This window comes from Streptomyces sp. CBMA291, from assembly GCF_014596525.1.
GTDB lineage: Bacteria > Actinomycetota > Actinomycetes > Streptomycetales > Streptomycetaceae > Streptomyces.
This window is the reverse complement of the sequence record NZ_MSJP01000022.1, coordinates 55,377-70,076: the sequence shown is the minus strand read 5'-3', so window position 1 is coordinate 70,076 and position 14,700 is coordinate 55,377. Positions and strand designations below refer to the sequence as shown.

Genomic DNA, 14,700 nt, shown 5'->3' with positions numbered 1-14,700 from the left:
CCCCTGTGAAAGGTCCGGAAATCACGTGATCTACGCGCGTCAGAGCCCTTCAGGGCCCTTCCGTACCGGAGATTCCGTCGTGGCAGGAGCCATCGGCATGTGCGCACACCAGACTCGGATAGGAGCCGACGCCTATCGCGGCGAAGTTGCCCAGGCTCTCGGTCCCCGGCTCGAAGTACCCGCTGTGACCGAGCGCGCCCCGCGCCGAGAGCAGCCGCGCGCCGAACGCCGGGTCCACCGGGTCCGCGCCGTGCCCGAGCCCGCCCCACTCCAGATGCGGCACGTCCGCTATCCAGTCGTCGGTGCCCCGCAGGGCCCAGACACGCGCGCGTGTGCCGAGGTCGGCGGCCTTCTCCGCCCGCATGCCGGGGCTGCCCGCCACCACCACGTCGGTCACCCGGCCGGGCAGCCGGGGCGCGGCGACCCCGCAGAGCACGGAGCCGTAGCTGTGGCAGAACAGCGCCACGCGCGCGGTGCCGGGCAGCGCCCCGGTCAGCTCCACGAGCCGCCCGGCGCCGCTCTCGGCGAGCCGCCCGGTGGCCGCGTCGACGCCGACCCCGGCGGGCGCGGTGTAGTCGGCCCAGGCGATCACGGCGATCCGGGCCCCGGGGGAGGCGCGGCGCTCGGCCGCGTAGAGGGATTCGGCCATTCCGGCGGGAGCCGCGTACCGGCCCCTGGTCTTCTGGAAGGTGAGCAGATTGGTGTCGACGCCGGGCACTATCACCGAGACGCGCCGGGCCCGTTCCAGATCGCCGAGGACCTCCGCCGTACGGCCCGTGCCGGTCGGGTCGAAGGCCAGGATCCGCCGGTCCGGCCGCATCAGCGAGCCGAAGCGGTCGTACCGGCGCAGGGCCTCGTGACGGCCCTCGGGGGAGAGCCGGGCGTCGTGGAGCCGCCCCCGCTCGATGTCGCGCGCCCTGCCGAGGACGATCCGGTTGGCGCGGTAGCGCAGATCGACGGGGACGCCGTCGAGGTTGCCGACGACGAACGGGTGCCGCTCGGCGAGCCCGACCCCGCGCGCGTGCCCCAGCCGGGCGAAGAACGCGGCGACGGCGGGGGCGGGGGCGTCCGGCGACGGCAGCGGGCGGTGGTCGATCCGGTCACGGGCCCAGGCGGCGAGCGCCGCCTCACGCGAGGGTCCGGGCACGGGCCGGTGCCGGATCGTGGTCCAGCCGGTCGTCGCGAGGAGGACGAACACGACGGCGAGGGCGGTCAGGGCGCGCACCGCCACGAGAACGGGCGGAGCGGCATCGGCTGAGGTCACGGACGGTCACCCTACGGGGCGCCCTCGGACCCCCCTGCCCCGGTCCCGGCCCACGCCCGGTTCGCCTCGTTCGTACGGAGTCCCAGGTCGGAGCCCCGTACGCCGCCCTCCACTCAGGTCTCGGCTCAGGTCTCCGCTCCGGGCTCGTACGCCGGTCTCGTACGCCGGATCCGGACCCGGTCTCGTACGCCGGGCCCGGGCCCGGGCTCGTACGCCGGGCCGGTCCGGTCTCAGGTCCAGCGGGGTGCGAGCGCCGGACCGACTTGGTCGAAGTACTTCTCGGTGAGGTCGCGGATGGCGGGCAGGCTCTGGTCGGTGCCCTGGCCCCACAGCCGGCAGCTCACCCGCATCACCCCGCTGAAGACCGCCACGGCGATCCGGGGGCGCGGGTCCGAGTCCACGTCCAGGCCCTCGCGGTCGGCGAGGATCCGCGCCAGGGTGTCCTCCATCTCCGTGGAGCGGCGCAGATGGACGGCGAGCAGCGCGGGCGTCGACTCGATCATCAGGAAGGTGCGCAGATACAGCTCGACGGGGACGACTTCGAGGATGGCCTCGCCGATGGTGTCCCAGGCGCCGAGGGCCGCGTTGCGCATCGCGTCGAGGGGTCCTTCCTCGGCGGGCCGGTTCCGCAGGCTCCGGATGAACCGCTCCTCCACCATGTGCTGGACGGCGAAGGCGACGTCCTCCTTGGAGCCGAAGTACCGGAAGAAGGTGCGCTGGGAGACCTCGACGGCGTCGACGATCTCGTCGACGGTGGTCTGCTCGTAGCCGCTGGTGGTGAACCGCTCCAGGGCCACCCGGATCAGCGCCTCGCGCGTGCGTTGTTTCTTGCGCTCGCGCAGGCCGGGCAAGGTCACGTCGGTCCTCATTTCCAGGCAATTCGTCCAGCTCAGCCTACCTGTGAGCTACATGACAGTTACCGACGCATGAATCGCTTTGTCAATTGTCAGTGACTGTCACTAGCTTGTTCTTATGACTAGTCAGACCACAGTGGAAAAGACCCCGCAGGGTCAGGGGGGCGCCCGGGAACCCGAACCGGGCCCGGCGAAGGGACTGCGCGGTCACCCGTGGTTGACCCTGTTCGCTGTCGCGGTGGGCGTCATGATGGTCGCCCTCGACGGCACCATCGTCGCCATCGCCAACCCTGCCATCAAGACCGACCTCGGCGCCTCGCTCGCCCAGGTCCAGTGGATCACCAACGGCTATCTGCTCGCGCTCGCCGTCGCCCTCGTCACCGCCGGAAAGCTCGGTGACCGCTTCGGCCACCGGCAGACCTTCCTCATCGGCATCGCGGGCTTCGCCCTCGCCTCCGGTGCCATCGGCCTCTCCCACTCCATCGGGGCCGTGATCGCCTTCCGTGTCCTCCAGGGCCTCTTCGGCGCCCTGCTGATGCCGGCCGCCCTCGGCCTGCTGCGCGCCACCTTCCCCGCCGAGAAGCTGAACATGGCCATCGGCATCTGGGGCATGGTCATCGGCGCCTCCACGGCCGGTGGCCCGATCGTCGGCGGTCTGCTCGTCGAGCACGTCAGCTGGCAGTCCGTCTTCTTCATCAACGTGCCGGTCGGCGCCCTCGCCCTCGTCCTGGGTCTGGTGATCCTCAAGGACCACCGCGCGGAGAACGCGCCGCGCTCCTTCGACATCCTCGGCATCGTGCTGCTCTCCGGCGCCATGGCCTCCCTCGTCTGGAGCCTCATCAAGGCGGGCGAGTCCTGGGGCTGGTCGAGCGGCAAGACCTGGGGCTGTCTGCTCGGCGCGGTGCTGCTCTTCGTGCTCTTCGCCTTCTGGGAGACCAAGGTCAAGGAGCCGCTCGTCCCGCTGGGCATGTTCCGCTCCATACCGCTCTCGGCCGGTGTGGTGCTGATGGTCCTGATGGCCTTCGCTTTCATGGGCGGCCTGTTCTTCGTGACCTTCTACCTCCAGGGCGTCATGGGGCTCAGCCCGGTCGACAGCGGACTGCACCTGCTGCCGCTGACCGCGATGATGATCGTCTCCTCGCCGCTGGCGGGCGCCCTGATCACCAAGTTCGGCCCGCGCGTGCCGCTGGTCGGCGGCATGGTCTGCACGGCCGTCGCCATGTTCGGCATGATCACGCTCTCCTCCGACACCGGCACCTTCACGATGTCCCTCTGGTTCGCCCTCCTCGGCCTGGGTCTGGCCCCGGTCATGGTCGGCGCCACCGAGGTCATCGTCGGCAACGCGCCGCTGGAGCTGTCCGGCGTGGCGGGCGGTCTCCAGCAGGCCGCCATGCAGGTCGGCGGCGCGCTCGGCACGGCGGTGCTCGGCGCCGTCATGTCCTCCAAGGTCTCCGACTCCTTCGCGGGCAACTGGAAGGCGGCCGGCATCCCGGTCCCGGCCGACCCGCAGCTGGAGCAGGCCGCCGAGTTCGGCATGGCCCCGCCGGAGCTGGCCCAGGCGCCGGGGGTGACGCCCGAGCTGTTCCAGACGATCACCAAGGTCATCCACGACACCTTCCTCGACGGCATGGGCCTCGCCTTCACCGTCGCCGGTGGCGTGGCCGTCGTCGCGGCCCTCGTCGCCACCCTCACCAAGCGCGGCGAGAACGCGGAAGCGGGCGGAGGCATGGGCGGTCACATCTGACGCCCATCAGGGTTCCCTTAAGGGGCCGTCACCCGTTCGCGTGAACGGGGGCGGCCCCTCTTCCGTCCGTACGGAACCTCCGCCATGCTCTTGATTACAGAGAGTGACGAAACGGGGGTTCCTTCGCATGAAGACGAACGCACTGAAGACGGCCATGCCGAAACCGACTGAGCTGAAGACGGCCACAAGGCAAGCGCCCGCACGGAAAGCGAGCGCACGGACGCCCGCATGGACAGCCGCTCGGAAGACCAATGCGCTGACCAGGACCGCACTGATGATCACGGCGCTGCTGGCCGCACTGCTCGCGGCGACCACCCCACCGGCAGGCGCCGCACCCACGGGCGGCAAGGGGGCCAAGACCACCACCCTGGGCCCCTGCGGCCCAGGCCGCCTCTGCCTCTGGCCCAAGCCCGACTTCAAAGGCCGAGCGGCGAGCCACGAACTGTCCACCACCGACATCGACAGCTGCATCGCCCTGCCGACAGGCACCACGGCCCAATCCCTCGCCAACCGCACAGGCCGCCCCGTCACCACCTACCAGTCCGCCGAATGCGCGGAAACAGGCGAATTCGAAACCTACCCGGGCCGAGGCACATGGGTACCCCAGACACCTTACGAGGTGAGGGCGTTCAAGCTCTGGGAGCGATAGACGGGGGGAGAGGCTGACTACGACGGGGGGAGGGGAGGGGCTGGGGGGGAGGGGGGGGAAGCCCCCCCCGGGGACTAGGAACGGCGAAGGGCGGCAGGACCGAAGTCCCACCGCCCTTCACCAGGCGTTACGCGCCCCAGGCTGCCAAGGCATCCCTGCCCGGCCAAGGCCCAGAGGCCCCGTCCCGGCCCAGGCCGTCCCCCGCCTCAGGTCGTCCCCCGCCCCCAGCCTCAGGCGTCCCCGCCCGCCGCGCCCGGGTCGGCGGCTGTGACGTCGAGGAGCTGGTAGCGGTCCACGGCCTGTTTCAGGGCCGAGCGGTCGATCTTGCCTTCGCGGGCGAGTTCGGTGAGGACGGCGAGCACGATCGAGGGGGCGTCGATGTGGAAGTAGCGGCGGGCCGCGCCTCGGGTGTCGGCGAAGCCGAAGCCGTCGGCGCCGAGCGAGCCGTAGGTGCCCGGTACCCAGCGGGAGATCTGGTCCGGTACTGCCCGCATCCAGTCGGAGACGGCCACGAACGGGCCTTCGGAGCCACGGAGCTTGCGTGTCACGTACGGCACGCGCTGTTCTTCGTCGGGGTGGAGCAGGTTGTGCTCTTCGACGGCCACGGCCTCGCGGCGCAGTTCGGTCCAGGAGGTCGCGGACCAGACGTCGGCCCGGACGTTCCATTCCTCGGCGAGGATCCGCTGTGCCTCGATCGCCCACGGCACGGCGACGCCGGAGGCCATGATCTGTGCGGGGATGGTGCCCGCTTCGGCCGGCTTGAGCCGGTGGATGCCCTGGAGGATGCCGTCCACGTCCACGTCCGCCGGTTCGGCCGGGTGCTGGATCGGCTCGTTGTAGACGGTCAGGTAGTAGAAGACGTCCTCGGCTTCGGGGCCGTACATGCGGCGCAGGCCGTCCTTGACGATGTGCGCGATCTCGAAGCCGTACGCGGGGTCGTAGGCGATGCAGGCGGGGTTGGTGGAGGCGAGGAGGTGCGAGTGGCCGTCGGCGTGCTGGAGGCCCTCGCCGGTCAGTGTGGTCCGGCCGGCGGTGGCGCCGAGCACGAAGCCGCGCGCCAGCTGGTCGGCCATCTGCCAGAACTGGTCGCCGGTCCGCTGGAAGCCGAACATCGAGTAGAAGACGTAGACCGGGATCAGCGGCTCGCCGTGGGTGGCGTAGGCGGAACCGGCGGCGATCAGCGAGGCGGTGCATCCGGCCTCGGAGATGCCGTCGTGCAGCATCTGGCCGGTGGGGGACTCCTTGTAGGCGAGGAGGAGTTCGCGGTCCACGGCCTCGTACTGCTGGCCCAGCGGGTTGTAGATCTTGGCGCTCGGGAAGAACGCGTCCATGCCGAAGGTGCGGTACTCGTCGGGGGCGATCAGCACGAAGCGCTTGCCGATCTCCTTGTCCCGCATGAGGTCCTTCAGGATGCGGACGAAGGCCATGGTGGTGGCGATCGACTGCTGTCCGGAGCCCTTGCGGGCCGCCGCGTAGGTCTTGTCCTCGGGGAGGGGCAGCGGCTTCGCGCGGACGACTCGTGTGGGGACGTACCCGCCGAGCGCCTCGCGGCGGTCGTGCATGTACTGGATCTCCTCGGAGTCCCGGCCCGGGTGGTAGTACGGCGGCAGGCCGTCCTCCAGCTGCCGGTCGGTCACCGGGATGTGCAGCCGGTCGCGGAAGCGCTTGAGGTCGTCGACCGTCAGCTTCTTCATCTGGTGGGTCGCGTTGCGGCCCTCGAAGTTCGGGCCGAGGGTCCAGCCCTTGACGGTCTGCGCGAGGATCACGGTCGGCTGGCCCTTGTGGGCCTTCGCCGCCGCGTACGCCGCGTAGATCTTGCGGTGGTCGTGGCCGCCGCGGCCCAGGTGCAGGACCTGCTGGTCCGTCATGCCCTCGACCATCGACCGCAGCCGGTGGTCGCCGCCGAAGAAGTGGTCCCGGATGTAGTCGCCGGTCTCGGTGGCGTACGTCTGGAACTGCCCGTCCGGGGTGGTGTTCAGCTTGTTGACCAGGATGCCGTCGCGGTCCTGTGCGAGCAGCGGGTCCCAGGAGCGGTCCCAGATCAGCTTGATGACGTTCCAGCCGTTGCCCCGGAAGATCGACTCCAGCTCCTGGATGATCTTGCCGTTGCCGCGTACCGGGCCGTCGAGCCGCTGGAGGTTGCAGTTGACGACGAAGGTCAGGTTGTCCAGACCCTCGCGGGCGGCGATGGAGAGCTGGCCGAGCGACTCGACCTCGTCCATCTCGCCGTCGCCGAGGAAGGCCCAGACGTGCGACTTGGAGGTGTCGGCGATGCCGCGCGCCTCCAGGTAGCGGTTCATCCGTGCCTGGTAGATCGCGCCGAGCGGGCCGAGGCCCATCGACACGGTCGGGAACTCCCAGAAGTCCGGCATCAGCCGGGGGTGCGGGTACGAGGAGAGCCCGTCCGGGTACTTCGACTTCTCCTGGCGGAAGCCGTCGAGCTGGGCGTCGCTCAGCCGGTCGAGGAGGTAGGCGCGGGCGTAGATGCCGGGGGAGGCGTGGCCCTGGAAGTAGATCTGGTCGCCGCCGTCGCCCTCGTCCTTGCCGCGGAAGAAGTGGTTGAAGCCCACGTCGTAGAGCGAGGCGGAGGAGGCGAAGGTGGCGATGTGGCCGCCGACGCCGATCCCGGGGCGCTGGGCGCGCGAGACCATCACGGCCGCGTTCCACCGGGTGGCGTTGAGGACCTTGCGCTCGATCTCCTCGTTGCCGGGGAAGAACGGCTCGTCCTTGGTGGCGATGGTGTTGACGTAGTCGGTGCTGCGCATCTCGGGCACGGCCACGCGCCGCTCGCGGGCCCTCTCGATCAGCCGGAGCATGAGGTAGCGGGCCCGCTCGCGTCCCCGCTCGTCCACCGCGGCGTCGAGGGAGTCGAGCCATTCCTGGGTCTCCTCCGGATCGAAGTCCGGGACCTGGCTGGGAAGGCCGCCAATGATGATCGGGTTGCGATCGGATCCGGGAGCCACGCTCTTCCTTCGCTGTTCGGTGGTGCCCACGGGGCCACGAAGTGGCCGGGATGTCCATCGTGTACCCCGCCGGCACCAGACGTCACACTTACCCGGGGGTAACCCTCAGGGGTGTCCTCTCTGCGTCTGGGTGCACTCAAATCGCAACCTTACGCCCAACCCGCACATGCGTTCCGTCCGGACGTTCGGCAGACTGAAGCCTCAGAAGTCTGCAAACCAGGGTGAATCATGTGTGCCTGGTCACGGAGCAGGGTCGTCAGGCGCCGGAAGTTGCGGCGAGACGGCCCCAAACGTCACCGTTTCGGCGGTCTCCGCGGCCGGGTACTTGCGCGATCCGCCCTGGCACGTGTGGACTACGGCCAGCGCCGCGCGCATACGCGTGGCCCACAGCATTTTCCGAATGAGCAGGAGGCAAGCCGTGAGCGCGACCGCGGACCACGCGGAGGAGCGGACCAACCCGGCCGGCAGGCTGGGGTTCGAGCCCGGACAGGTGGTCCAGGAGATCGGCTACGACGACGACGTCGACCAGGATCTCCGTGAAGGCATCGAGTCCATCATCGGCCAGGACCTCGTGGACGAGGACTACGACGACGTCGCCGACGCCGTCGTGCTCTGGTTCCGTGACGAGGACGGCGACCTCACCGACGCCCTGGTGGACGCCATCGGTCTTCTGGAGGACGGCGGCACCATCTGGCTGCTGACACCGAAGACCGGCCGAGATGGCTACATCGAGCCGAGCGACATCAACGACGCCGCGCAGACAGCTGGTCTCTCCCAGACCAAGAGCATCAGTGTCGCCAAGGACTGGACGGGCACCCGCCTGACCGCTCCCAAGCGCTGATCAGCACGCTGCGAGAAGCCCCCGCCGGCCTGCCGGCGGGGGCTTTGACGCATAGGCCGTAGGGTGGTGCTCACCGGTTCGGCCCAAGGTCAGGGCCCCGCAGAAGGGACGCGTACGCGATGGCGATCGAGGTCGGCAGCCAGGCCCCGGACTTCGTACTGAAGGACAACCACGGGCGTACGGTGCGGCTCGCGGACTTCCGCGGCGCGAAGAACGTCCTCCTGGTCTTCTACCCCTTCGCCTTCACCAGCGTCTGCGCGGGTGAACTCGGCGAGCTGCGGGACAACCTCGACACCTTCGTCGACGACGACACCCAGCTCCTCGCGGTCTCCGCCGACTCCATGCACACCCTGCGCGTCTTCGGAGAGCAGGAGTCCCTGGAGTACCCGCTGCTCTCCGACTTCTGGCCGCACGGCGAGGTCTCCCGCGCCTACGGCGTCTTCGACGAGGAGAAGGGCTGCGCGGTACGCGGCAGCTTCGTCGTCGACAAGACGGGCGTGGTCCGCTGGAGCGTCGTCAACGCCCTGCCGGATGCCCGTGACCTGGGCGCGTACACCAAGGCCCTCGCGGCTCTCTGAACCACCTGTCGGAGCCTTCCGGCGCCGACACCTCGGGAATCGCGGGCGAATCGACTGTTTCGGCCGGGAACCCGTCACTAGGATCCAGACGTTGATCCGATACCAACGCACGACGGGGGCGCTGCCCCTGGAAACCTATGGAGGGACTCGTGGGAGTCAGCCTCAGCAAGGGCGGCAACGTCTCGCTGACCAAGGAGGCCCCTGGCCTCACCGCCGTGACCGTGGGTCTGGGCTGGGACGTCCGCACCACCACCGGTACGGACTTCGACCTGGACGCCAGCGCCATCCTGGTGAGCGAGGCGGGCAAGGTCCGCAACGACCAGGACTTCGTCTTCTTCAACAACCTGAAGAGCGCGGACGGCTCGGTCGAGCACACCGGTGACAACCTGACCGGCGAGGGCGAGGGCGACGACGAGCAGGTCAAGGTCGACCTGGCCGCCGTCCCGGCCGACGTGGCGAAGATCGTCTTCCCGGTCTCGATCTACGACGCCGAGAACCGCCAGCAGTCCTTCGGCCAGGTGCGCAACGCGTTCATCCGCGTCGTGAACCAGGCCGGTGGCGCCGAGATCGCCCGGTACGACCTCTCCGAGGACGCCTCGACCGAGACCGCCATGGTCTTCGGCGAGCTGTACCGTCACGGTGCGGAGTGGAAGTTCCGCGCTGTCGGCCAGGGTTACGCCTCGGGTCTGCGCGGCATCGCGCAGGACTTCGGCGTCAACGTCTGAGCCACACCGCTTCGACCGTCCGGCGCCGCACACTCCGTGCGGCGCCGGTCGTGCCTCATCACCACCGGGGAGGACCCCTCGCCGGTCGTGCCTCATCATCACCGGGGAGGAACCGGAACATGGGCGTCACGCTCGCCAAGGGAGGCAATGTCTCCCTCTCCAAGGCCGCACCCAACCTCACCCAGGTCCTCGTGGGGCTCGGCTGGGACGCGCGCTCCACCACGGGAGCCGCCTTCGACCTCGACGCCAGCGCCCTGCTGTGTCAGGCCGGAAGGGTGCTCGGGGACGAGTACTTCGTCTTCTACAACCAGCTGCGCAGCCCCGAGGGCTCCGTCGAGCACACCGGTGACAACCTCACCGGCGAGGGTGACGGCGACGACGAGTCCCTCATCGTCGACCTCACCAAGGTCCCGGCCCACTGCGACAAGATCGTCTTTCCGGTGTCGATCCACGACGCCGACAATCGCGGCCAGAGCTTCGGTCAGGTCTCCAACGCGTTCATCCGCGTGGTGAACCAGACGGACGGTCAGGAACTCGCCCGCTACGACCTCTCCGAGGACGCTTCCACGGAGACCGCGATGATCTTCGGCGAGCTGTACCGGTACAACGGCGAATGGAAGTTCCGCGCGGTGGGGCAGGGGTACGCGTCCGGACTTCGTGGGATCGCTCTAGACTTCGGGGTCAACGTTTCGTAAAGCCATGTAATTTCACGATGGGGTAGACAGTGATTCTGAAAACCTTCGGCTGGTCGTTCGCGATCACTGCGCTGGGGCTGGCCGCCGCCGTGCTCTACGGGGGATGGGAGGCCTTCGGGATCGTCGCCATCCTCTGCGTCCTCGAGATCTCGCTGTCCTTCGACAACGCGGTGGTCAACGCCGGGATCCTGACGAAGATGAATGCCTTCTGGCAGAAGATCTTCCTCACGGTCGGCGTGCTCATCGCGGTCTTCGGCATGCGTCTCGTGTTCCCCGTCGTGATCGTCGCGATCAGCGCGAAGCTCGGCCCGATCGAGGCCGTCGACCTCGCGCTGAACGACGCCGACAAGTACCAGGAACTGGTGACCGACGCGCATCCGTCGATCGCCGCCTTCGGTGGCATGTTCCTGCTGATGATCTTCCTCGATTTCATTTTCGAGGAGCGTGACATCCAGTGGCTGCGCTGGATCGAGCGCCCGCTGGCCAAGCTCGGCAAGGTCGACATGCTGTCGGTCTGCATCGCCCTCGTCGTCCTGCTCGTCAGCGCGATGACCTTCGCGACCCATGCCCACCAGCACGGCGGTCTGCACGTCGACAAGGCCCAGACGGTGCTGATCTCCGGCATCGCCGGTCTCATCACGTACCTGGTCGTCGGCGGTCTCTCCGGCTACTTCGAGAACAAGCTGGAGGAGGACGAGGAGCGGGAGCACGAGGCCGAGGAGGAGGCCAAGCGCAGCGGCAAGAAGGTCTCCGCGGTCCGGCTCGCCGGCAAGGCCGCGTTCTTCATGTTCCTCTACCTGGAAGTCCTCGACGCCTCCTTCTCCTTCGACGGCGTCATCGGCGCCTTCGCCATCACCAACGACATCGTCCTGATGGCGCTCGGACTCGGAGTCGGCGCCATGTACGTGCGTTCGCTGACGGTCTATCTGGTCCGTCAGGGCACCCTCGACGACTACGTCTTCCTGGAGCACGGCGCGCACTACGCGATCGGCGCGCTGGCCGTGATCCTCATGATCACCATCCAGTACGAGATCCACGAGCTGATCACCGGTCTCGTCGGCATCGTCCTGATCGGCTGGTCCTTCTGGTCCTCCGTCCGGCGCAACAAGGCGTTGGCGGCGGCCGAGGGCGGATCCGGTTCCTCGGAGGACAAGACAGAGGTTCCGTCCGGGGTGTGACACCCCCCACAATGAGGAACGCTTCACTGCGGGGCGGCCGGTGCACCCGGCCGCCCCGTCGGCATGCGCGGGTGATCACGAGCAGTAGGGGGTGAGGGCGGGATGGCCTTCTGGGACAACCTGTTTCCTGGACGGACGGCGCAATTCGACATGGGCGGCGCCGGGGCGGACGCGATCGATCTCACGAGACGGCGTCCGACCGTCTCCCTGACCAAACAGGGCGCGGCGGGCGGCAACCTCCGGGTGAACCTCTCCTGGCGGATGCGGACCTCGGACTTCGACGCGCGCCCCCGCCAGAGCGGGCAGCTGCTGCGGCACCCTTCCCGGCTCTTCAAGCCGGAGATCGTCCAGGGACACACCCAGGGCATGGTCAACGTCGACCTGGACCTCGGCTGCCTCTACGAGCTGACCGACGGCAGCAAGGGCGTGGTGCAGCCGCTCGGCGACCTCCTGGGCGACCTGAACAGCGCCCCGTACGTGAAGCTCAGCGGGGACGACCGCTTCGGCGGCTCCTCCGGGGAGACGATCTTCGTCAACCTGGACCACAAGGACGAGATCAAGCGCCTGCTGTTCTTCGCGTACATCTACGACCAGACCCCGGCCTTCGACCGTACGCAGGCCAAGGTCACGCTCTACCCCAGCAACGGCCCGCGGATAGAGATCGACCTCGACGAGCGCGCCCCGCAGGCCAGGTCCTGCGCGGTCTTCGCCCTGGAGAACGTCAAGGGCGAGCTGACGGTCCGCCGTGAGGTGCGTTTCGTGTACGGCTTCCAGGCGGAGCTGGACCGGCTGTACGGCTGGGGACTCCAGTGGGGGCGCGGCTACAAGTCCAAGGCGTAGGCCCCGCCCCGGCCCCCGCCCCCGGCCGGTCCGGGGTTCAGGAGCGGGCGAACTGGGGCCCCATCGGCGGCATCCGGAACTCCGGCGCGTGCTGCGGCTCGGGCACGGCACCGACGGGCTGCGGATAGCCGTACGCCGGAGCCGGAGCCGGAGCCGGAGCCGGAGCCGGAGCCGGAGCCGGGGCAGGGGCGTGTGGCGGCTGCGGGTAGCCGTAGCCGTAGGAGGGCGCCCGGTCGGGCATCGGCGGCACGGCGGGCTGCGGGGGCACGGCGGGACGGACCAGGGTCGTGTCCGCGTCGGGGAAGCTCCCGAAGGACCCCGGCCCGGCCCCGTGCGGGGCCGCGACGAAGTCCCCGGCAGGGTGCCCGTCGCCCGTGCCGACCCCGTCCTGGCCGGTCTGGCCGACCTGGCCGGCCTGCCCGTCTTGGTCGTCCTGCGCGTCCTCGTCGACCGAGATGCCGAAGTCCGTCGCCAGGCCCACCAGACCGGTCGGATAGCCCTGGCCGACCGCGCGGAACTTCCAGCCGTCCCCGCGCCGGTACAGCTCGCCGCAGATGACGGCCGTCTCCTCGCCCGTCTCCGCCGTCACGGGGAACAGAGCCAGGGGCTCGTGCCCGGCCCCCGGAGCCGCGTCGTACAGGAGTATGCGGAGGTCGGTGACCGAGCGGAACGTGCCGCCGTCGGAGGAGGCCGCGATCACCACCCGGTCGACCGAGACGTCGAGACCCCCGAGGTCGGCCTCCACGGTGTCCGTGAGGCCCTCGGAGTCCCGTTTCTTCGGCAGCCGCCGCACCAGGCCCGAGGGGTGGCGCGGCTGGTTGTAGAAGACGAAGTCGGCGTCGGACCGCACGCGCCCGGAGGGCCCGAGCAGCAGGGCCGACGCGTCCACGTCGGGGACCCCGGGGCCCGGGGTCCAGCGGAGCACGGCCCGTACGGCCGCGGTGTCGAGAGGGACGTTGGAGCCCTTCAGCATCGCGTGCGTCATGACCGCAATCCTGCCCTCCCGGCCGACCCCCGGACAACGCGGGGGCGGCATGAATGCCCGGCACGGTGTGACGGACGTGGACGGGTTACCTGGATTTCACGAGGGGCGGGAACTAAGGACACCCGTACCTACGTACTATTACCGGCCACATGTCGTCAGGGTCCAGAAAGGCAGCCGGGGAGTCACATGCATCATTTCGGGCATATCCCATCGGCGACGAGGGCCCGGCTCTTCCATCGCGAACCGGCCGACTTCACGTCCGACTCGCCCGCCCGGATCCTCGCCGCGGCCCTGGGCGCCACCCTCTACAGCCCGGCCACCCGGCTCCGGCTCGCCGACGACATCCGCAAGCAGGCGGCCCGAGGCGTGGTTTCCATGGTCCTCTGCCTGGAGGACTCCATCGGAGACGCCGACGTCGAGGCGGGCGAGGAGAACCTCGTCCGGCAGTTCGCCGACCTCGCCGCCGGGCCCTCCCCTGACGCCGGACCGGCCCACGACCTGCCCCTGCTCTTCATCAGGGTCCGCGAACCGGGACAGATCACCGGGCTCGTCGACCGCCTCGGCGACACCGTCCGTCTGCTGTCCGGATTCGTACTGCCCAAATTCACCGAAAACCGTGGCCACGCCTTCCTCGAAGCGCTCGCGCGGGCCGAGTGGACCAGCGGACGGCGCCTCTTCGCCATGCCCGTCCTGGAGTCCCCCGAACTCCTCCACCTGGAGACCCGGGCCGAGACCCTCGCCGGCATCGCCTCGGTCACCGGGAAGTACCGCGACCGGATACTCGCCCTCCGCCTCGGCGTCACCGACTTCTGCTCCGCCTACGGACTGCGCCGCTCGCCCGACATGACCGCCTACGACGTCAAGATCGTCGCGAACGTCATCGCCGACGTCGTCAACGTCCTCGGCCGCTCCGACGGCACCGGCTTCACCGTCACGGGACCCGTCTGGGAGTACTTCCGGCCCGGCGAGCGCATGTTCAAGCCCCAACTGCGCCGCAGCCCCTTCCTGGAGGGCCGCGCCGAGGACCTGCGCACCGCGCTCATCGAGCACGACCTCGACGGACTGCTCCGCGAGATCGAACTGGACCGCGCCAACGGACTGCTCGGCAAGACCTGCATCCACCCCACCCACGTGGCCCCCGTGCACGCCCTCTCCGTGGTCAGCCACGAGGAGTGGAGCGACGCCCGGGACATCCTCCGCCCCGAACAGGGCGGCGGCGGAGTCCTCCGCTCCGCCTACACGAACAAGATGAACGAAGTGAAGCCGCACCGCGCCTGGGCCGAGCGGGTCCTGCTGCGCGCCGAGGTCTTCGGCGTCGCCCACGAGGACGTCGGCTTCGTGGAACTGCTCACCGCCGGCCTGGCCGGCTGACGAAGGGACGTCG

At 69.4% G+C, this 14,700-nt stretch carries 13 protein-coding genes; 9 read left to right on the top strand and 4 right to left on the bottom strand.

The features are described from left to right. Positions 1-49: 49 nt before the first annotated feature. Together BU197_RS06070 and BU197_RS06065 are read right to left on the bottom strand one after the other, a co-directional pair. Complete coding sequence (locus BU197_RS06070) at positions 50-1,264, bottom strand: alpha/beta hydrolase (protein WP_188267166.1); 1,215 nt, start codon at positions 1,262-1,264, stop codon at positions 50-52. Positions 1,265-1,494: 230 nt separating this feature from the next. Then, positions 1,495-2,121: a TetR/AcrR family transcriptional regulator gene (locus tag BU197_RS06065; RefSeq protein WP_317452204.1), complete on the bottom strand. Its 627-nt coding sequence runs from the start codon at positions 2,119-2,121 to the stop codon at positions 1,495-1,497. A gap of 115 nt (positions 2,122-2,236) precedes the next feature. Between BU197_RS06065 and BU197_RS06060 the strand changes: the two genes are divergently transcribed. Beyond that, positions 2,237-3,862 (top strand): MFS transporter, encoded by a 1,626-nt coding sequence (locus tag BU197_RS06060; RefSeq protein WP_188267164.1) that lies wholly within the window; start codon positions 2,237-2,239, stop codon positions 3,860-3,862. Between the two features lie 274 nt (positions 3,863-4,136). Further along, positions 4,137-4,511: a peptidase inhibitor family I36 protein gene (locus BU197_RS06055; RefSeq protein ID WP_188267266.1), complete on the top strand. Its 375-nt coding sequence runs from the start codon at positions 4,137-4,139 to the stop codon at positions 4,509-4,511. Positions 4,512-4,741: 230 nt separating this feature from the next. Here BU197_RS06055 and aceE read toward each other — a convergent pair whose 3' ends face one another. Then, entirely contained in the window at positions 4,742-7,474 is a 2,733-nt protein-coding gene (aceE, locus tag BU197_RS06050) for a pyruvate dehydrogenase (acetyl-transferring), homodimeric type (RefSeq protein ID WP_188267163.1), read from the bottom strand. 418 nt (positions 7,475-7,892) lie between these two features. Between aceE and BU197_RS06045 the strand changes: the two genes are divergently transcribed. The 6 genes from BU197_RS06045 to BU197_RS06020 all read left to right on the top strand — a co-directional run bounded on the left by BU197_RS06045 (position 7,893) and on the right by BU197_RS06020 (position 12,331). After that, positions 7,893-8,315, top strand: a complete 423-nt coding sequence (locus BU197_RS06045; RefSeq protein ID WP_188267162.1) for a DUF3052 domain-containing protein — start codon at positions 7,893-7,895, stop codon at positions 8,313-8,315. A gap of 119 nt (positions 8,316-8,434) precedes the next feature. Next, positions 8,435-8,893, top strand: coding sequence for a peroxiredoxin (locus BU197_RS06040; RefSeq protein WP_188267161.1), 459 nt, complete (start codon positions 8,435-8,437; stop codon positions 8,891-8,893). Positions 8,894-9,042: 149 nt separating this feature from the next. After that, a complete protein-coding gene (locus BU197_RS06035) occupies positions 9,043-9,618 on the top strand; it encodes a TerD family protein (RefSeq protein WP_188267160.1) in 576 nt (191 codons plus the stop codon). A 119-nt stretch (positions 9,619-9,737) separates the two neighbouring features. Further along, positions 9,738-10,313, top strand: coding sequence for a TerD family protein (locus BU197_RS06030; RefSeq protein WP_188267159.1), 576 nt, complete (start codon positions 9,738-9,740; stop codon positions 10,311-10,313). 29 nt (positions 10,314-10,342) lie between these two features. Beyond that, positions 10,343-11,491: a DUF475 domain-containing protein gene (locus BU197_RS06025; protein ID WP_188267158.1), complete on the top strand. Its 1,149-nt coding sequence runs from the start codon at positions 10,343-10,345 to the stop codon at positions 11,489-11,491. Between the two features lie 102 nt (positions 11,492-11,593). Further along, positions 11,594-12,331 (top strand): Tellurium resistance, encoded by a 738-nt coding sequence (locus BU197_RS06020; protein WP_188267157.1) that lies wholly within the window; start codon positions 11,594-11,596, stop codon positions 12,329-12,331. A 37-nt stretch (positions 12,332-12,368) separates the two neighbouring features. Here the strand turns inward: BU197_RS06020 and BU197_RS06015 are convergent, their stop codons facing one another. Beyond that, positions 12,369-13,316, bottom strand: a complete 948-nt coding sequence (locus tag BU197_RS06015) for a TerD family protein (RefSeq protein WP_188267156.1) — start codon at positions 13,314-13,316, stop codon at positions 12,369-12,371. Positions 13,317-13,502: 186 nt separating this feature from the next. Between BU197_RS06015 and BU197_RS06010 the strand changes: the two genes are divergently transcribed. Then, positions 13,503-14,687, top strand: coding sequence for an HpcH/HpaI aldolase/citrate lyase family protein (locus BU197_RS06010; RefSeq protein WP_188267155.1), 1,185 nt, complete (start codon positions 13,503-13,505; stop codon positions 14,685-14,687). Positions 14,688-14,700 lie beyond the last annotated feature (13 nt).